Raw genomic sequence first — 18,652 nt, forward strand, 5'->3', positions numbered from 1 at the left:
ACTTTCGGTGAAGTTAGCATTGCACAACCTAAGTGTCGAGACGCACGGCGTCCGCCGGAGAGGTGACCCCGCTCACGTCTTGGTCGCCGTGACCAGTCGGATCGCGCTGATCATCGCGCCGACCTCGGGATCATCGACGGGCGCCGGGCGTCCCAGACGGGGCAGATAGTCGGCGAGCGCGGTCGGTTCGGCGGCCCACCCGCGCCCGCCGAACCACTCTTCGGCGGGGGCGTGCCGCTGGTTGTAGACGAGCGTGAAGAAGGTGCCTTCGTCGCCGGCTGCCCGCTCTTCCTCGCGCTTGTCCGCGAAGACCTCGTCGGGCATCGGAACCGACTCCTCGACGGCGGCCCAGCTACCCGGGGCCGACAACGAGTCGATGCCGGAGAACAGCGCCTCCTGGGCGGTGGCCGGTAGGTACATCAGCAACCCTTCGGCCAGCCAGGCCGACGGCCGGGCCGGGTCGAATCCGGCTGCGGACAGCGCGGTGCCCCAGTCGTCGCGCAGATCGATCGCGACCTCGCGACACTGCGCCGCAGGCTTCTCGTCCCGCCCGGCGAGCACCTCCCGCTTGAACGCCAGCACCTGCGGTTGGTCGAGTTCGTAGACGACGGTTCCGTCGGGCCACGGCAGGCGGTAGGCGCGGGAGTCGAGCCCCGCGGCCAGCAACACGATCTGTCGCACGCCGGCGGCCGACGCGGCCGCGAAATACTCGTCGAAGTACGTGGTGCGCGCACCCTGGAAGTCGACGAAGTGCCTGCCGAAGTCGGAGTGCAGGATGTGCTCGGGCGCCGCGCCGTCGAACAGATCGGCCCAGTCGCCGCCGGCCGCGCGGCAGAACGCCTCCGCATACGGGTCGACCGCGAGCGGGTCGGGCTTACGGGCCTCGAGCGCCCGCGACGCCGCCACGAACAGCGCCGTCGACCCGACGCTGGTGGTGATGTCCCAGGAATCGTTGTCGTGACGCACGATTCGGTTATACGCGTCAGACCAGGGGACGTCCTGTGCGGATGCGACGGTCCAGATCCTTGAGCAGCACGTTGAACGGGAACTGCCGGACGAAGCGCGGCAGCATGTGGTTGACCGTGCGCAGCACCCCGATGAGCCGGTCGAACCGCCGCTGCCGCTCGGCATCCCACGGCAACCGCATCTCGTCACGGAAGCGCTGCGGCAGGAATCCGGTGGTGATCAACAGGGCGAGTTCCTCGTTCTTACGCTGCAGCGGCCTCGGCAGGGTCAGCCCGCGCAGCCGTGAGGCCGCGATCGGATAGAGGTATTCGCGCACGGTGTCGTCGATGTGGACCTTGTCCAGTGACTCCTGCCAGTACTTGTCGAACGCCGCCCGGTCGGCGGGCCACATCTCCGGCGGGACCTGCAGCGTGGTGCCCATCGTCATGCTGTCGCGGTAGTGCTCTTCGGCGGCCTGGTCGTCCATCTCACCGACGAAGAGTCGGTACACGTCGACCGCCCCCTTGTAGAGGCAGGCCGCCACCCACAACTGCAGGTCCTTGTCGAACGCGTGGTAGGACACCGGACTCTCCTCGGTGGAGTACACCTGCGCGTGCGCCTTGTTCACCGCCCGGCGGAAGGCCGCCTTCTGCGCGTCGCTCCCCCGAGTGGCGACGGCCAGATACGTGAACGTGGTGCGGGCGCGCTTGACCGGGTGCAGGTCGACGCGACCGCTCTCCACGCGGCTCTCCAGCACTCCGTACCCGACTCCAGGATGGGCCAACTGCATGATCACGTTGGCCGGGCCGGCCAGCAGCGCCACGCCCATCAGCCCGTCCTCCATGCCGGCGGCGCGGCGGGCCAGCGCGGGGGGCGGCGTCAGCGCGCCGGGATGTGCCGGTGCGCTGACCGGACGCTCGACGTGCGGAATCGGTTCGCTGACCGTCATTGGCCACCCCTAAATGTGAGAACGAATGTTTCCTGATTTTCTCCTGACGCATCGACGGGTGTCAAGATGGGTGCATGGGACAGGTCCGGCCCTATCGCGGCGTCGAGGCGCCCGAACGGCTCGCGCAGCGCAGGCAGCGCTTCCTCGAGGCCGGCCTCGACCTGCTCGGTTCGGCCGAACACGATCTGGCCGAACTCACCGTCCGGGCGATCTGCGGCCGGGCCGGGGTGGCCGTCCGGTACTTCTACGAATGCTTCCCCGACAAGGACGATTTCGTCGCGGCGGTCTTCGACTGGGTGATCACCGGAATCGCGACCACGACACAGGCCGCCGCGGCCGCCGCGCCGCAGCGAGCCCAGAGCCGGGCGGTGATGTCCGACATCGTCCGCACCATCTCGGAGGACCCCCGCATCGGCCGGCTGCTGTTCAGTTCGCAGCTGTCCAACACCGTCGTGGTGCGCAAACGCGCCGAATCCGGCGCCCTGTTCGCGATGCTGTCCGGCAGGCATGCCAGCGCGGCGCTGCGACAGTCCGAGAACGACCGCATCAAGGCGGCCGCGCACTTCGTGGTCGGCGGGGTCGGGCAGACGATCAGCGCCTGGCTGGCCGGCGACGTGGCGCTCGAACCGGACGAGCTCGTCGACCAGCTCACCGTGATGATCGACCAGCTGGCCGATCCGCGGTTGTACTGAGACCTCGAGCTGAACCCGCGAAAGATTGCGCTCACGGTCGTGCGGCAGCGAGAGCGCACAGCCGCCAGTGCAATCTCCGCCAGAGCCAATCCGCGAGGTAACGTAGCTCCCAACCAAGCGGTTAATAGGGAAGGCAACGAAGCTATGCCCATCGCAATCAACGAAGAGCACAACGATCTCGCCGACTCGGTGCGGTCACTGGTGGCGCGCGTCGCGCCGTCTGAGGTGCTCCACGAGGCGCTCGAGAACCCGATCCCCAACCCGCCGCCCTTCTGGAAGGCGGCCGCGGAGCAGGGACTGCAGGGTGTGCACCTGCCGGAATCCGCAGGGGGGCAGGGCTTCGGCATCCTCGAACTCGCCATCGTGCTCGCCGAATTCGGCTACGGCGCCGCGCCCGGGCCGTTCGTGCCGTCGGCCATCGCGAGCGCGCTGATCGCCGCGCATGACCCCGACGCCAAGGTGCTCAGCGGGCTCGCCTCCGGTGACGTCATCGCCGCCTACGCGATCGACTCGGGCCTGACCGCCACCCGGCATGGCGACGGACTGGTCATCCGCGGCGAGGTGCGGGCCGTTCCCGCCGCCGCCCAGGCCTCGGTGCTGGTCCTCCCGGTCGCGATCGACTCGGGTGACGAATGGGTTGTCCTCGACGCCGATCAGCTCGAGATCGAACCGGTGCGAAGTGTCGACCCGCTGCGGCCGGTGGCCCACGTCCGCGCCAACGCCGTCGAGGTCACCGATGACCGCGTGCTGGACAAGCTCAGTCCCGCCATGGCGCGCGCCCTGATCGTCACGCTGCTGTCCGCCGAGGCCATCGGTGTCGCGCGGTGGGCGACCGACACGGCGTCGGCGTACGCGAAGATCCGCGAGCAGTTCGGCAGGCCGATCGGCCAGTTCCAGGCCATCAAGCACAAGTGCGCCGACATGATCGCCCAGACCGAGCGGGCCACCGCCGCGGTGTGGGACGCGGCCCGTGCGCTCGACGACGTTCGCGAAGCCACGTCCGAGGAAACGCATTTCGAGTTCGCCGCGGCCGTCGCCGCCACGCTGGCGCCGACCGCCGCGCAGCACTGCGTCCAGGAGTGCATCCAGGTCCACGGGGGCATCGGCTTCACCTGGGAGCACGACACGAACGTGTACTACCGTCGCGCGCTGGTGCTCGCCGCCGCCTTCGGCCGCCGGGCCGACTACCCGCAGCACGTCGTCGACACCGCGACGGCCACGGGCATGCGGCCGATCAACATCGACCTCGACCCCGACACCGAGAAGCTGCGCGAGGAGATTCGCGCCGAGGTCGCCGCGCTCAAGGCACTGCCGCGCGAGGAGCGCACCGTCGCGATCGCCGAGGGCGGCTGGGTGGTGCCGCATCTGCCGACCCCGTGGGGCCGCGGCGCCGGACCCGTCGAGCAGATCATCATCGCCCAGGAGTTCGCGGCCGGGCGGGTCAAGCGACCGCAGATGGGCATCGCCGCATGGCTGATCCCGTCGATCGTGGCGTTCGGCACCGACGACCAGAAGCAGCGGTTCCTGCCGCCCACGTTCCGCGGCGAGATGATCTGGTGCCAGCTGTTCTCCGAACCGGGCGCAGGATCGGATCTGGCGAGCCTGACCACCAAGGCCACCAAGGTCGACGGTGGCTGGCGCATCACCGGCCAGAAGATCTGGACCACCGGGGCGCAGTACTCGCAGTGGGGTGCGTTGCTCGCGCGCACGGATCCCAGCGCCCCGAAGCACAACGGCATCACGTACTTCCTGCTCGACATGAACAGCGAAGGCGTCGAGGTCAAACCGCTGCGCGAGCTGACCGGCAACGCGATGTTCAACACCGTGTTCATCGACGACGTGTTCGTCCCCGACGAACTGGTCCTCGGTGAGGTCGACCGCGGCTGGGAGGTCAGCCGCAACACCCTGACCAACGAGCGGGTGTCGATCGGCAGCAGCGAACCGCCGTTCCTCGCCACCCTCGACGGTTTCGTCGAGTTCATCCGCGACGGGCACTTCGACCAGATCGGCCAGAACAAGGCCGGCCAGCTGATCGCCGAAGGGCACGCCGCCAAACTGCTGAATCTGCGCTCGACCCTGCTGACGCTGGCCGGCGGCGACGCCATGCCCTCGGCCGCCATCTCCAAACTGCTGTCGATGAAGACCGGTCAGGGATACGCGGAGTTCGCGGTGTCCTCGTTCGGCACCGACGGCGTGATCGCCGAACCGGATTCCCTGGAATTCACGTGGGTGGAGTACCTGCTGGGCAGCCGGGCGACGACGATCTACGGCGGCACCTCGGAGGTGCAGCTCAACATCATCGCCGAACGGCTGCTCGGGCTGCCGCGCGACCCGTAATCCGCTGCGGGGTTTGATCAGTCGACGGGGCGGGAACAAGGGGCGATCAGCGTCCGTTGAGTGCTGTGCAGTTCCCGCCACAACCCAAGAGGCAGCCATCATGACCGTTGACTACGACGCACCTCGCCGTAAGCAAGAAGACCTGGAATCCGACTCGCTCGACGAGCTGCCGGTGGGGCGCGCCGACGCCCGCACGGCGGTTCTCGACCTCGAGGACTCCGACCCGCTGGACCCCGTCGAACTCCCCGGGGCCGACCTGTCCGGCGAGGAGCTCACCGTGCGGGTCATCCCCAAGCAGGCCGACGAATTCACCTGCAGTAGCTGTTTCCTCGTGTTCCACCGCAGCCGGTTGGCGCGCGACACGAACGGAACGATGATCTGCGCCGACTGCGCCTGACGTGATCGGGGCGGCGCAGGCCGCCACGGTCTCGAAGTGATCGAGAAGTGTTGTGATCACGTCGATTTCCCCGGTGCAGCACTGATCCGGTCGAGCCGCCGCGTTTACCTCACCGATCGCCGGGTACGGCGTTGTGCGCATCGGTCCGAACGGCGAAAGGAACGACCATGGCCACCGGAGAGACCGGCTTCGACGATGTGACGTACGACCTGATCTCGGTGCAGTACCACTCACTGAAAGCCGGACACGACTACGGGCAGTACGTGCGGGACGCCCGGAACGCAGGGATGGACGACGTCGCGTCGTTCTTCGAACAGGTGATGTCCGAGGACTCCGCACGGGCACGGCAGTGTCACGAGTTCCTCGGCCGGCTCCAGGGTTCGCAGGCGGCAGGTCCGGCCGCCGGCTGAGTCAACCCGTCGAAGCCCGCAGCTCGGCCAGCGCGGCGCTGAGCCCGTCGAGCGTCGCGCTGTCGGGCAGGTCGACGCGGTCCAGCCACGGGATGTCCGGCGTCTGCGGCGTGCGACCGCCGAGTATCCCGCCCGCGATCGCGGCGGCCGTGTCGGTGTCACCGCCGAGCGACACCGCGTAGCGCAACGCCTCGGCGATCGGCAGCCGTCGCTGAGTGGCGAGCCGGACCACGTCGATGACCGCCGCCACCGCGTCGACGGCGTCCAGCGACACCCCGTCGGGGCCCGGTCGCCACCTGCCCTCGACGGCATGCCGCACCGGTGCGAGGTCGATCTTAAATTCGTTTTCCGCCCAGGCGATCTCAGGCCCCGCCGCGTCGACCGGCGCCACGCCGTCCACAGCCGCCGACGCCATCGCCGCCGCGATACAGGCAGCAGCCACCGCCGGCGCCGCCCCATGCGTGGTCCGCGACAGACCGGTGGTGACGCGGCGGCGCAGATCGTCGTCGGCGATCGCCCATCCGATCGGCAGCGCCCGCATCGCGGCGCCGTTCGTGTCGCCGCCGTCGGCATGCAGTGCCCCGCTGTTGCCGAACCGCTGGACCGCCGCGCGGGTGCTGGGCCCGATCCCGCGGATGTGCGGTGCGGCCGCGGCGAGCCGGGTCAAGAAATCCGCCTCGTCGACCACCGCCCCGCGCTCGCGCAGATAGTCCGCGACCAGCAGGGTCAGCGCCGTGTCGTCGGAGGTGACTCCGGACGGCCAGTCCCCTCGGCTCGGGAGTTCGTCGATTTCCGGACGGGAGACCTCAGCGGCCCGGCAGCCCTCCCAGGGCACGCCCGCCGCATCGCCCGCCGCGTAGGCGAGCAGACCCGCCCGGATGCGGGCGGCTACGTGTGTGATGTCCATACGTCTCGATTGTCCGCGCCGACCGTTTCCCCCGTGGCGTCCCGGGAAACCGGTGCGCATGACCGACGATGTGGAGAAACGCTGGCGTGATCCGCAGACCTTCCGCGCGGCCGTCAAGTACGACATCGCGGTGATCGCGGTCGCGGCGGTGTGCTTCGCGGCCTACGCGATCCCCGGCGACCGGTCGCTCATCGCCGCGGTCCTCGTCCCCGTCGTGCTGTTCGCGGGCGGCGTGGGTGCGTTCATCCAGACGTACCGGGTGTGGAGAGTCCGTGGCACGTGGCCGATCTGGCACGGCGCGGGGTGGTTCCTGTTCATGTTGTTCCTGCTGTGCCTGTCGGTGCCGGGGTCGGCGCTGACCGATTGACGGGCTATTCCGCCTTCTCGCCGTCCCCCTCCGACCCGTCCAGATCGATCTCGCGCAGTTCGCGTTTGAGGATCTTGCCGGTCGGGTTACGCGGCAGTTCGTCGAGGAAGACGACCTCGCGGGGCACCTTGTACCGCGCCAGGTGTTCCTTGACGTAGCGCTTGATGCCCTCCTCGTCGATTGATGCGTTCTCGGCCTTGACGACGAATGCCCGCAGCCGGTGTCCCCACTCCTTGTCCTCGACGCCGAGTGCGGTCGCCTCGACCACCTCCGGATGGCCACTGATGAGATCCTCCACCTCGGCGGGGAAGACGTTCTCACCCCCGGACACGATCATCTCGTCGTCGCGTCCCGACACGTAGAGCAGGCCGTCTTCGTCGAAGTAGCCGACATCACCGGAGGACATCAGCCCGTCGATGATCTGCTTGTGGCCGCCGCCGGTGTACCCCTCGAACGGGAAGGTCGTACCGACGAAGATCCGGCCCACCTCACCGCGCGGAACCTCTTTGCCGTTCTCGTCGAAGAGTTTGACCCGCACCCCCTTGACGACCGGACCGACCGTCGCCGGGTTCTTCTGCAGATCCTCCGGCCGGGCGATGGTCGCGAACGCGATCTCGGTCGAGCCGTACAGGTTGTAGATGACCGGGCCGATGTCCTTCATCGCCCTGGTCGCCGATTCGGAGCCCAACTGCGAACCCGAGACGAACACGATCCGCAGCGAGGACAGGTCGGGTTTGGTGTCCAACGTCTCGATGTGGTCCAGGATCCGGGACAGCATCACCGGCACGACCACCATCGCCGACGCCTTGTGCTTCTCGACGTCGGCGAGCACGGTGGCCGGTTTGAAGCGCCGCCGCAGCACCAGCGTCGACCCCAGCATCATGCCGATCGTGGCGTGCAGATAACCCAGCGCGTGGAACATGGGCGCGGGCAGCAGGGTGACCTCACCGGATTTGAACGGCACGTGCGACAGCACGCCACCGATCGGCGCGAGCGACAGCGGTGGCTTGCGGTTGGCGCCCTTGGGTGTCCCGGTGGTGCCGCTGGTGAGGATGATGACCGACGAATGCTTGGTCACCTTCGGCGCCGGCGTCTTGTCGCCGCTCGCGACGATGTCGGCGAGTGTCTGGGCGTCGCTCTCGGTGGGCTCGTCGTTGTCGGGGTTGGTGGGCAGCGCCCGCAGGAATCCCTTCTCGGGGTTGGCAGCCGACACCGCCTTGGAGTACTCGTCGTCGTGGATGATCAGTTTGGCGCCCTCGCGTTCGGACACCTCCTTGATCTGCGGGCCGGAGAACTCGCTGTTGAGCAGGATGATGCGCGCTCCCGTGCGGGCGGCGCCGTAGACGGCGACCAGGAACCAGCGGTGGTTGCGCGCCAGGATCGCGACGCCGTCGCCACCCTTGATCCCCTTGGCCAGCAGTGCGTGCGCGACGGCGTGGGCGGCCTCGTCGAGTTCGGCGTAGGTCATCTCCCCCTCGTCGTCGATGACCGCGCGACGGTCCGGGGTGCGACGGGCGTTGAGCGCCGGGATCATCCCGAACTCACCCCACCGACGCATGTCGGCGACGAAGGCGGCCATGTTCTGCGGCGGTTCGAGCTGTAAGGCGCCCGCCTCGAACATCTTTCGGGCGTAGTGCAATTCGGCGGCACCGCGGTCGATGTAGAGCTTGGCCTTCTCAGCAACCTGCGACGAGAGTTCAGTGAGCTTCGGCATCTCACCACAATATGTGAGCCATGTCGCAGCCGAGACGGGTATCGACCAGTCCCTACCATGGCTGACATGGCCGGATCCCGGGCGCAGGGCCTGACGCTGGACATCGCCGGTCGCGCGCTGACCGTAACCCACCCCGACAAGGTCGTCTTCGACGCGTACGACGGCAGGCCCCCGGTCACCAAACTCGACCTGATCGAGTACTACCTGGCCGTCGCCGACGGCGCCCTGCGCGGCGTGGCCGACCGGCCGATGATCCTCAAACGGTTCGTCAAGGGCATCACCGAGGAGGCCGTGTTCCAGAAGCGCGCGCCGGCCAAGCGTCCCGACTACGTCGACGTCGCGGAGTTGAAGTACGCGTCGGGCACCTCGGCCGCCGAAGCGGTCATCCACGACGCCGCCGGTCTGGCGTGGGCAGTGAACGTCGGATGCGTCGACCTGAACCCGCACCCGACCCGCTCGGGCGATCTCGCCCATCCCGACGAACTGCGCGTCGACCTCGATCCGATGCCCGGCGTGGAATGGCAGCAGATCGTGGACGTCGCATTGGTCGCGCGCGACGTGCTCGAGGACCACGGGCTCACCGCGTGGCCGAAGACGTCGGGTTCGCGCGGCTTCCACATCTATGCCCGGATCGAACCGCGCTGGCCGTTCAAGTTCGTGCGGCTGGCGGCCCAGACGGTGGCGCGCGAGGTGGAGCGGCGCGCGCCGGACCTCGCGACGAGCCGCTGGTGGAAAGAGGAACGCGAAGGCGTGTTCGTCGACTTCAACCAGAACGCCTTCGACCGCACCGTCGCGTCGGCGTATTCGGTACGTGCCACCCCGGACGCCCGGGTGTCCACCCCGCTGCGCTGGGACGAGGTGCCGGGATGCCGGCCTGAGGCGTTCACCGTCGCGACCGTGCCCGCCCGCTACGCCGACATCGGTGATCCGTGGGAATCGATGGACGACCATCCCGGGCGGTTGGACGCGCTGCTCGACCTCGCCGACCGGCTGGGGCCGGCCGAGAAGGCACCGCGTGGCGCCAAGCGGTCCGGGGGTGGCGGCACCGGCCGGCGCCAGTCGGTGATGCCGCTCATCGAGATCGCCCGCACCAAGACCAAGGACGAGGCACTGGCCGCACTCGACACCTGGCGTCAGCGCCATCCCGCAGCGGCGGACCGGCTCCAGCCACCCGATGTCCTCGTCGACGGGATGCGCGGCCCCAGCTCCATCTGGTACCGGATCCGGATCAACCTCCAGCACGTCCCGGAGGAGCAGCGTCCACCGCAGGAACCCCTGCTGGCGGACTACAGCCCGTGGGCGAACTACACCGGTCCCCAGGCGGGCGCGCAGCCGCGGCACGACACGGATACCGACCGGTAACAATCGCATCACGAGTCCCGCGAATAGCAACTCTTACCAAAGGTTTAGCGGTAGCTCCCAGCGGCCTTAAATTCGCCGCATAACTTTGGGGTCACGTTGAGGTGGCAAAACAACGAAGCCATTCCAGCGAAACGCCGACGGGAGACCGCTCATGACGCTCACGAGCACATCCACTGGTTCACACAGCGCCTTCCACTATGGCAACCCGTCATTCGACTGCGATCGCGTCCGGATGCGGGCCCATTGCCGTCAACTCGCAACGGTCGTCTCGGTCACGGGCGACATCGACGCCGACAACCTGTCGTGCGTCGCGGAGTACGCGAGGCGCTTCGTCCTCGCCGAGAAGCCGTTCATCCTCGATCTCAGTGGTGTGAGTTCCTTTGCCGCAGAAGGGCTCTCACTGTTCTATGAAATCGACGGCCGTTGCGCCGATGCCGACGTCGAATGGTCGGTGATCGGAAGCCAACCCGTTCTGCAGGTGCTGCGCGCCTCCGGCACGCTCGACGACGTTCCGGTGACTGCATCCGTTCCGGAAGCCCTGCATCACTTCAGCGAGGGCATCCTGGCGCGGCGCCGCCTGCTCCCCCTCTTGACCAAGACAGCCTGACACGGAAAGGCAAACACATGCTCATCGACGTTCGTTGGCTGACATTTCTGCTCAAGCGTAGGCACCACGTCCACCAGGTGCACTCCGCCGCCTGAACCGAACCTTTGCCGGCACGCGCCGCCACGGTGATCACCGTGGCGGCGCGTCGGCGTCAGGGGGTCTCTCAGAAAGGGTCAGGACGGCAGCAGACGCTGCACCACACCTCTGGACACTTCCTCGGGCCGGTACTGCTCGGCGGCGTATGCACCGATGGCGGTGAGCGCGCCGGTCAGCGCGGGAACCGCCCACTGCAACATCGTGAGCTGCTTCTGCGCGGAAGCCACCTCAGGCGGAGTCGTGGCAGCCGGCGTGGTGCCGTCGGAGACCGGGACGTCGCGGTGCGCGGAGACCTTCTGGCCGAGCATGCGGCTGTACGCCGTGACGCCGAGCGCGGCGACGGTCAGCACCGTCTTGGTCGCGGCCATGGTGGGCACACCCTGTTGGACGCGCATCCGACCGAGGTCGTGTTTGAGCAGACCGGCGGCGCCGACCAGGTGCACTCCGATCGCGGCGGCGTTCACCGGTGTCCAGCGGTCCCAGCCCTCGTTCGCGACCGCACCGGCTCGCCTGGGGTCACCGCCCGACGCGGCGGCCGGGTTCAGGGCGACGGCGTTGGCCAGGGTCCCGCCGAACCAGGCAGCGAGGCCGAGATCGTGCAGTTGGTGAAAGATGGTGGCGCGGGCCATGAGAACTCCTCGATCAGTTGTCGTTGAGTCCGCGCATACCCTGGGCCGTGGGCGGTAAACGGCCTGCTAGCCGGTGGACTCCGCCGCGACGTCGCCCTTGACCCAGCGCCACTGCCCGGGGGTCCATTCGCCGGCGTCCGGCAGGCTGTCGCTCACCGCGGACACCACCCCCGGCCACCACTCCGGGTGGTAGTCGTCCCCCGACAACCAGCCGCCGGGCCTCACTTTCGGCGCCCACGCCGCGATGTCGGCGCACACGCTCTCGTAGTCGTGCCGGGCGTCGATGTGCACCCACGCCAGCGATTCGTCGTCGAACATCCGTGATGCCGCCACCGAGTCGGTGATCAGCAACGCGACCGAGTCGGCGAACCCGCAGGCGATGACGTTGCGGTGCAGCAGCCCGGCGAACGTGCCCCCGCCGAACTCGACGGCCGGCCCGTGGGCGTTGACCTCGCGGGCACCTTCGGGACCGCTCCCCCGGCACGTGTCCACGCCGAGGATGCCGATCCGCCGGCCCGACCGCTGCACGACCTCGGCCAGAGAGCACAGGCTCCGGCCGAGATAGCTGCCCACCTCGACGAACCGGTCGCCGTCGGTGAAATGCGCGACGGCCTCCTCCTGGGCCTGCCGCCAGCCGAACCAGCCCGGGATGTCCTCCCACCGTCGAACGGGAGCGTCAAAGGAGTGTGGCGACATGATCAGACCGGCCAGACCTCGCGGCGGTGCGCCGCGTCGAAGAACATCCACTCGTACCGCGACGTCGTGACGAAGTGGGCACGCGCCGCCGCTTCCTCCGGGGTCGTCAGCACGGGACCCGTGCGGTCGGTGACGTCGAGGACCTGCGCGACGGTGGCGGCGAACTCCTCACCCCCGTAGCTGTCGATCCACCGTTGGTAGCGGGCGTCGGGCGAGCCCCGCTTGATCAACTCCTCACCCACCCGGGCATAGATCCAGTAGCACGGCAGGACCGCGGCGAGGCCTTCGGCGAAGCTGCCACCGTAGGCCGCGGCGAGCAGGTAGCTGGTGTAGGCGCGGGTGGTCGGCGCCACCGGCACCCGGTCCACGTCGGCGGGGTCCAGCCCGATCTCGGGGAGCAGGGTCCGGTGCAACGACAACTCCACCTCGACGATGTCCGAGGCGTGGCGGGCGAACATCGCGGTGTCCGCCAGGGTCGGGGCCTTCGCGCCGACCACCGCGAGCGCCCGCGCGTAGTCCCGCAGATAGTGCACGTCCTGGGCGACGTAGTGCGCGAAGACCTCCGAGTCCAGGGTGCCGTCGGTGAGCCCCGATATGAACGGGTGGGCCATGATCGCCGAGAAGATCGGCTCGGTCTCGTCCCACAGCCGCAGTGACCAGGTCTTCGTCGATTCATCGGGCGCGTCCATCGCGGTCAACGTATCAGCAGCAGGCGGTGCGGTCGTCGTGCCGGAACCCGTTGCCGCCGGCACGCTTGGCCGCGTACATGGCGTGGTCGGCAGCGCCGATGAGCATGTGGATCACGGCCTGGCCCTCCTCCTCGACCGGCAGGCACACCGCCGCGACACCGACGCTGGCGGTGACCCGGTACGGGACCACTTCCACCGCAGTGCACATGCGCTGGGCCCAGTCGTCGATCTGGCCGGCCTCGAGAAGATCGGCGAGCAGGAACTCCTCACCTCCGAGCCGGCCCACGACCGCGGTCTCACCGGCCCCGGTGCGCAGTGCGCGGGCGACGGCCACGAGCGCCTCGTCACCGACCGCGTGTCCGTGACGGTCGTTGAGTTGTTTGAAGTCGTCGAGGTCGATCACCGCCACTGCGAGATGGACGTGCCGGTCGCGGTGCGCGGTGAGGAGGTGCTCGATCTGCTGGTACACCGCACGGCGGTTGAGCAGACCGGTGAGTGGATCGCGGGCGGCCCGCAGCAGATCCGCGCCGAGCGCGTGCACGACGGCCTGCACGGCGAACGGGACCGCGATGTTGAGCACCAGGACCAGAAGGAGCAGGCCGACGGCCAGTGCCGGGTCGGAGGTCTCGACCGCGAGCCGGGTCGTCTGCAGCACACCGACGTACAGCGCGACGCCGAAGTTGTACACCATGTATCCGGGCGTGTGGAACAGCGCGATGTAGCCGCCGGTGGTGGCGAAGACCGTACAGCCCATCAGCCCGACCATCGGGTCGTCCTGCACGTAGCACGCGAGCGTGATGAACAGGTTCGCCGCCAGGATGTAGGCGATCGATTGACCGCGCGTGGGCCAGCGGAACGCCCAGAGCACCGCGACGATCAGCCCGCCGAGCACTGCGGCCCGGGTCAGCGCCTCGGCGGCGCCACCGTCAGGACCGTGCGAACCCATCGCCAGGATCGCGGGGACGAGCGCCAACGCCGCGGTGCTGAACGCCAGATTCCACCGCGCCACCCCGAGCATTCCCCGCGCCCGCAGATAGCCGGTGATCCAGTCGAAATGGTCCGGCTGCCGCCACCACCGACGAAGCGAGTGCACCAGCGATCCCCCTTCTCGCCACTGGCTCCCGCAAGTTCGCTGGACATCACCGGCGGTGCTCGCCGCAGCCTAGCGCAGAGCATTCGGCCCGACCTCCCGAGCGCGGCATGGTTGGCAAAGCCTCCGCGTGGGTAACGCCTGCGCGTGGACACCACCGCCGGCCCGGTCGATCGTACCTTCGATGTCCTCGTCGTCGGCGGCGGCAATGCCGGGGTGAGCGCGGCCGCGCGCCTGATCCGCAAGGGCATCGCCGACGTCGCGCTGATCGAACCGCAGCGCGTCCACACCTACCGGCCGTTGCTGTCCTACGTCGGCGGCGGGCAGGCGTCGATGCGTGACGCCGAACGGACCCAGCGGTCGGTGACCCCTCGCGGCTGCACCTGGCTGCAGGACTCGGTGGTGATGATCGACGCGTCCGACCGGACGGTGTGGTGCGCGACGGGCCGCCGCTACCGCTATCGCGACCTCATCCTCGGCACGGGCCTGGTGCCCGACACCGGCGCGCTGCCGGGCATCCACACCGCGCTGGACAGCCCGGCGGTCGCCAGCAATTACCTGGACCGCGCGGAGGAGACGTGGCGGCTCGTGCAGGCCATGCCCCGGGGCGGACGTGCGGTGTTCACCGTGCCACGCCCGCCGGTGAGCTGCACCGCGACGACCATCAAACCGCTGTTCCTCGCCGCCGCGCACTGGAAACGCACGGGGCGCCTCCCCGGTGTGGACATCACCCTGGTCGTCGACCGGCCGGAGCTGCTCCCGGCCCCGCGCATCGACGCCCGGTTGCGCGAGCATCTGCGGGCGCTGGATGTGCGCGTCCTGTTCGACACCGCGGTGACCGAGTTGAGCCCCGGCCAGTCCAGCATCACCGTGACCGGCCGCGACGGCGCCGGCGAACGCCTGCGGTACGACATGCTGCATCTCGTGCCGCCGTTCCGCGGAGCCCGGTGGCTGGAGGGTTCGGGACTGACCGATGCGCAACCCCATGGCCTCATCGACATCGATCCGGAGACCTTCCGACACCGCACGTTCCCGGAGGTGTGGGCGGCGGGCGACGCCGCGGCCGTCGAGACGGACCCGTCGGGCGGTGCACTGCGCAGGCAGATCTCGATCCTGGTCGACAACCTGCTCGCCGCCCGCGACGGAGGGCAGCTCCAGCGGTACGACGGGTACACCGTCGCGCCGGTCACCACCGACGCACACCGCTTGATCCCCGGGGAGTACGACCGATCCGGAGCGGTGGCGTCGTCGCTGCCGTCGTTCGTCGACCCGCTCGAATCCCGCCGCACCGCCTGGGCGTTCGACCGGTACGTCCTACCCCGCACCTACTGGAACCTCATCCTCAAGGGGCGCGTCTGAATCCTCAGCGCCGCCGCGTCAGACCGACCGCCGCGGACCGCACCGCCTCGGTGAGCCGGGCCACGAGCGGGCTGTCGAGTTTCCAGCACTGCCAGTACAGCGGGACGTCGAGGTGGACGTCGGCGATGCGGACGAACGAGCCGTCGGCCAGGTCGGGTGCGGCGAGTTGTTCCGGGTACGCCCCCCAGCCCAGCCCGGCGCGCACCGCCGCGCCGAACCCCTCTGCGGTGGGCACGTAGTGCACCGGACGGGTGATCGCACGGCGGAAGGCTCTGCGGATCACCATGTCCTGCAACGCATCGTCGCGGTTCCACGCCAACGACGGCGCGTACGCCACGGTGGCCGCGGTGAACCCGTCTCGCAGGTGCCGCTCGACGTACGCCGGGCTCGCGACGGGCAGGTACCGCATCACCCCGAGTGGCTGCACCCGGCAGCCGGGCACCGGGCTGCGCTCGGTGGTGACCGCCCCCATCACCACCCCTTCGCGCAACAACCGCGCCGAGTGGTCCTGATCCTCGATCCGCAGGTCGAACAGCACGTCGCCGACGTCGCCGAGCACGGTGGTGAACCACGTCGCCATGGAGTCGGCGTTGACGGCGAGTGCCACCCGTGGCGTCCGAGTGTCGCCCGGACCGCCGAGCTCGCCGAGCGCCTCGGCCTCCAGGAGTGCCGTCTGCGCGGCGAGCCGGAGCAGCGGTACACCGGACGCCGTTGCCCGGCACGGTTTCTCGCGCACCACAAGCACCTGACCGACCCGCTGTTCGAGCGCTTTGATGCGCTGACTCACCGCGGACGGCGTGACATGCAGATGCGCGGCGGCCGCGTCGAAACTGCCGAACTCGACCACCGCGGCGAGCGCGGCGAGCTGGTCGGCGCCGAGGCGGGTCTCGTCGCGCGGTCGGGGAGCAGATGTGATCACCGCCCCAATCTAGAAACCTCCGGCGCCGGCCGTGGTGACTCGCCGTCCGCGGCGGTGCACCTTAGGGTCGTCCCATGAATCGCCTCGATCGCTTCTTCGAGATCTCGGCACGCGGCTCCACGCTCGGCGCCGAGGTCCGTGGTGGCCTCGTCACGTTCATCGCGATGGCGTACATCATCGTGCTGAACCCGATCATCCTGTCGAGTTCCGACGACGTCGAGGGCAACTCGCTGCAGTTCGCCCAGGTCTCGGCGACCACGGCGCTCGCCGCGGGCGTGATGACGATCCTCTTCGGGCTGATCGCGCGGTTGCCGTTCGCGTTCGCCGCCGGGCTCGGGATCAACTCGTTCCTGGCGACGACGGTGGTCGGCGAGGTCACCTGGCCCGAGGCGATGGGCCTGGTCGTCATCAACGGCCTGATCATCGTGCTGCTGGCGGTCACCGGGCTGCGCCGCTTGGTGTTCGACGCGGTGCCGATGCAGCTGAAACTGGCGATCACCGCGGGCATCGGGTTGTTCATCCTGTTCATCGGCCTCGTCGACGCCGGTTTCGTCAGTTCGACCGGATCGGCCTCGCCCCCGGTCGGCCTCGGGGCAGGCGGGCTGGGCTCGATCAGCACGGTGCCGACCGTGATCTTCGTGGTCACACTGCTGGTCACCGGTGTGCTGGTCGCGCGGCGGGTGCGCGGCGGCATCCTGATCGGGCTGGTGGCGGGCACCGTCATCGCCGTCGTCGTCGAGGCGATCTGGGATCTGGGTTCGGCGCAGGACAAGGCCGGCGGCTGGAGCCTGTCGGTGCCGCAGCTGTCCGGTTCGCCGTTCGCGGTGCCGGACCTCTCGCTGGTCGGCGAGTTCAGCATGACCGGCAGTTTCGAGCGCATCGGCATCCTCGCGGCGGTGATGCTCGTCTTCACCCTGGTGTTCGCGAACTTCTTCGACGCGATGGGCACGTTCACCGGGCTGTCGCGGGAGGCGGGGCTCTCCGACGATCGGGGCACCTTCCCGCGACTGCGCTCCGCGCTGATCGTCGAGGGGGCGGGCGCAGCAGTCGGCGGTGCGTCGTCGGCGTCGTCCAACACGGTGTTCATCGAATCCGGCGCCGGCATCGAAGAGGGCGCGCGCACCGGTCTGGCGAACCTCGTCACCGGCGCCCTGTTCCTCGCCGCGATGTTCGTCTCCCCGTTGGCGTCGATCGTGCCGACGGAAGTGGCGGCGGCGGCCCTGGTGATCGTGGGCGCGATGATGGTGTCGCAACTGCGGCACATCGAGTTGTCGGAGTTCTCGGTGGTGTTACCGGTGGTCCTCACCGTCGCCGCCATGCCGTTCACGTACTCCATCGCCAACGGCATCGGCGTCGGGTTCATCTCGTGGGTGGTCGTTCGCTCCGGCGCCGGCAAGGCCCGCGAGATCAGCCCGCTGCTCTGGGTGGTGGCCGCCGGCTTCCTCGTGTACTTCGCCCGCAGCTGGATCGAGAACCTCATGGGTGTCTGAGCGGTTGGCCTCGAACGTCACCGCCACATGCTGGAAACCCTTGACCCGCTCCGCTTTTGCCTTACGGGTGTAGGTGCGGCGATCGGCTGAGGTCAGCGTCACCGAATCGGTGAACGGGGTGAGCAGAGCACGCGGATAGAGCCGGTCGACGCGCACCACGTTGAGCTCCGCGCACAGCACCAGGCTGACCGAGATGAGGTAGAGGAACGCCAGGAGTCCGAGGACGAGGGCGAACACGGTGTTGGTGGCGCTGGCCGAACTGACCGTCCGCGCGACGTAGCCGGCGCCGAACCACTGCAGGAACTGCCAGACCACCGCCCCGGCCAGCGCGCCGGGCAGCACCTGACGGTAGGTGAGCTCGCGGCTCGTCGTCGTCCGGAACGCGACCAGCAGGATCCCGGTGTTGATCGCGATGGTGCTCACCAGGACGCCGGCCGTGCCGAACAGGCCGAGATCGTCGACGGCCCGGCCGACGGCGGACAGCACCGTCGCCGCGATCGCCGCCGACCCCAGCACCAGCAGGAGCAGCAGGCTGCGGATGCGTGACCGGATCGGATCCGGGCGCACATTGCGGGGCACCGCCCACACCGTGTTCATCGCGTTCTGCACCGCCTGTCCGACGCCGGATCCGCCGTAGAGGGCACCGAGGATGCCGACCACCACGGCGACCGCGCCACCGCTGAGCTGTTCGGGTTGTGCCAACTGCTCACCGATCAGCGGGAACTGGCTGACGGTCGACTCCACGATCTGCTGCTGCAGATCCGGGCGGCCGACGAGCACCACACCCAGCACGGTGGTGAGCAGGAGCAGCAGCGGGAACAGCGAGACGAACGCGTAGTAGGTGATCAGCGCCGCGAGGTAACCGCCCTGGTCGTCGACGTACTTGTAGATCACCGCGAGGACGTAGCCGATGACTCGGCTGCGCTGTTGCAGCCTGTCGAGCCAACCGATCACCGCAGCCACCTTTCGGACAGTGCGCCCGGCATACCCCCTGCGA

At 69.0% G+C, this 18,652-nt stretch carries 18 protein-coding genes and 1 pseudogene; 9 read left to right on the forward strand and 10 right to left on the reverse strand.

All coding sequences use genetic code 11. From position 1 onward, the window contains the following. Positions 1 to 72: 72 nt before the first annotated feature. Positions 73 to 966 carry a class I SAM-dependent methyltransferase gene (locus tag AU195_RS12915; RefSeq protein WP_059159472.1) on the reverse strand — a complete coding sequence of 298 codons (894 nt, stop codon included), beginning with the start codon at positions 964 to 966 and terminating at the stop codon, positions 73 to 75. A gap of 16 nt (positions 967 to 982) precedes the next feature. After that, positions 983 to 1,894 (reverse strand): oxygenase MpaB family protein, encoded by a 912-nt coding sequence (locus AU195_RS12920; protein WP_059159473.1) that lies wholly within the window; start codon positions 1,892 to 1,894, stop codon positions 983 to 985. Positions 1,895 to 1,968: 74 nt separating this feature from the next. On the opposite strand from AU195_RS12920, the gene AU195_RS12925 reads away from it, so the two are divergent. The 4 genes from AU195_RS12925 to AU195_RS12940 all read left to right on the forward strand — a co-directional run bounded on the left by AU195_RS12925 (position 1,969) and on the right by AU195_RS12940 (position 5,730). Next, positions 1,969 to 2,586, forward strand: a complete 618-nt coding sequence (locus AU195_RS12925) for a TetR/AcrR family transcriptional regulator (RefSeq protein WP_059159474.1) — start codon at positions 1,969 to 1,971, stop codon at positions 2,584 to 2,586. 144 nt (positions 2,587 to 2,730) lie between these two features. After that, positions 2,731 to 4,923, forward strand: coding sequence for an acyl-CoA dehydrogenase family protein (locus AU195_RS12930; protein WP_059159475.1), 2,193 nt, complete (start codon positions 2,731 to 2,733; stop codon positions 4,921 to 4,923). 100 nt (positions 4,924 to 5,023) lie between these two features. Then, a complete protein-coding gene (locus AU195_RS12935; RefSeq protein ID WP_059159476.1) occupies positions 5,024 to 5,320 on the forward strand; it encodes a DUF4193 domain-containing protein in 297 nt (98 codons plus the stop codon). Between the two features lie 167 nt (positions 5,321 to 5,487). Beyond that, entirely contained in the window at positions 5,488 to 5,730 is a 243-nt protein-coding gene (locus AU195_RS12940) for a hypothetical protein (RefSeq protein ID WP_059159477.1), read from the forward strand. 1 nt (position 5,731) lies between these two features. Here the strand turns inward: AU195_RS12940 and AU195_RS12945 are convergent, their stop codons facing one another. Further along, the gene (locus tag AU195_RS12945) at positions 5,732 to 6,637 is read right to left on the reverse strand and encodes an ADP-ribosylglycohydrolase family protein (RefSeq protein ID WP_059159478.1); all 906 of its coding nucleotides are present in this window, start codon (positions 6,635 to 6,637) and stop codon (positions 5,732 to 5,734) included. Positions 6,638 to 6,695: 58 nt separating this feature from the next. Between AU195_RS12945 and AU195_RS12950 the strand changes: the two genes are divergently transcribed. Further along, positions 6,696 to 7,004, forward strand: a complete 309-nt coding sequence (locus AU195_RS12950; protein ID WP_059159479.1) for a hypothetical protein — start codon at positions 6,696 to 6,698, stop codon at positions 7,002 to 7,004. Between the two features lie 4 nt (positions 7,005 to 7,008). Here the strand turns inward: AU195_RS12950 and fadD2 are convergent, their stop codons facing one another. Further along, on the reverse strand, positions 7,009 to 8,718 hold the full coding sequence (gene fadD2 / locus AU195_RS12955) for a long-chain-fatty-acid--CoA ligase FadD2 (RefSeq protein WP_059159480.1): 1,710 nt from the start codon (positions 8,716 to 8,718) through the stop codon (positions 7,009 to 7,011). A gap of 66 nt (positions 8,719 to 8,784) precedes the next feature. Between fadD2 and AU195_RS12960 the strand changes: the two genes are divergently transcribed. Next, on the forward strand, positions 8,785 to 10,080 hold the full coding sequence (locus tag AU195_RS12960; protein ID WP_502687339.1) for a DNA polymerase domain-containing protein: 1,296 nt from the start codon (positions 8,785 to 8,787) through the stop codon (positions 10,078 to 10,080). 151 nt (positions 10,081 to 10,231) lie between these two features. After that, positions 10,232 to 10,687, forward strand: a complete 456-nt coding sequence (locus tag AU195_RS12965; RefSeq protein ID WP_059159482.1) for an STAS domain-containing protein — start codon at positions 10,232 to 10,234, stop codon at positions 10,685 to 10,687. Positions 10,688 to 10,860: 173 nt separating this feature from the next. Here AU195_RS12965 and AU195_RS12970 read toward each other — a convergent pair whose 3' ends face one another. The 4 genes from AU195_RS12970 to AU195_RS12985 form a co-directional block, all read right to left on the reverse strand. After that, complete coding sequence (locus AU195_RS12970; RefSeq protein WP_059159483.1) at positions 10,861 to 11,412, reverse strand: hypothetical protein; 552 nt, start codon at positions 11,410 to 11,412, stop codon at positions 10,861 to 10,863. Positions 11,413 to 11,478: 66 nt separating this feature from the next. Beyond that, a complete protein-coding gene (locus AU195_RS12975; protein ID WP_059159484.1) occupies positions 11,479 to 12,108 on the reverse strand; it encodes a class I SAM-dependent methyltransferase in 630 nt (209 codons plus the stop codon). A 2-nt stretch (positions 12,109 to 12,110) separates the two neighbouring features. Next, positions 12,111 to 12,797 (reverse strand): thiaminase II, encoded by a 687-nt coding sequence (gene tenA / locus AU195_RS12980; RefSeq protein WP_059159485.1) that lies wholly within the window; start codon positions 12,795 to 12,797, stop codon positions 12,111 to 12,113. A 13-nt stretch (positions 12,798 to 12,810) separates the two neighbouring features. After that, positions 12,811 to 13,890 (reverse strand): GGDEF domain-containing protein, encoded by a 1,080-nt coding sequence (locus tag AU195_RS12985; protein WP_059159486.1) that lies wholly within the window; start codon positions 13,888 to 13,890, stop codon positions 12,811 to 12,813. Positions 13,891 to 14,034: 144 nt separating this feature from the next. Here AU195_RS12985 and AU195_RS12990 point away from each other — a divergent pair, with 144 nt between their 5' ends. After that, the gene (locus tag AU195_RS12990) at positions 14,035 to 15,246 is read left to right on the forward strand and encodes an NAD(P)/FAD-dependent oxidoreductase (RefSeq protein ID WP_059159487.1); all 1,212 of its coding nucleotides are present in this window, start codon (positions 14,035 to 14,037) and stop codon (positions 15,244 to 15,246) included. A gap of 4 nt (positions 15,247 to 15,250) precedes the next feature. Here the strand turns inward: AU195_RS12990 and AU195_RS12995 are convergent, their stop codons facing one another. Continuing rightward, entirely contained in the window at positions 15,251 to 16,162 is a 912-nt protein-coding gene (locus tag AU195_RS12995) for a LysR family transcriptional regulator ArgP (RefSeq protein ID WP_502687340.1), read from the reverse strand. Positions 16,163 to 16,329: 167 nt separating this feature from the next. Between AU195_RS12995 and AU195_RS26185 the strand changes: the two are divergent. Further along, positions 16,330 to 17,445, forward strand: a pseudogene (locus AU195_RS26185) (NCS2 family permease); the annotation flags it as partial. Between the two features lie 9 nt (positions 17,446 to 17,454). Here the strand turns inward: AU195_RS26185 and AU195_RS13005 are convergent. Further along, positions 17,455 to 18,609 carry a YihY/virulence factor BrkB family protein gene (locus tag AU195_RS13005; protein ID WP_172800565.1) on the reverse strand — a complete coding sequence of 385 codons (1,155 nt, stop codon included), beginning with the start codon at positions 18,607 to 18,609 and terminating at the stop codon, positions 17,455 to 17,457. Between the last annotated feature and the right edge of the window lie 43 nt (positions 18,610 to 18,652).

Source organism: Mycobacterium sp. IS-1496, from assembly GCF_001499995.1.
In the GTDB taxonomy this organism is placed as follows: Bacteria; Actinomycetota; Actinomycetes; order Mycobacteriales; family Mycobacteriaceae; genus Mycobacterium.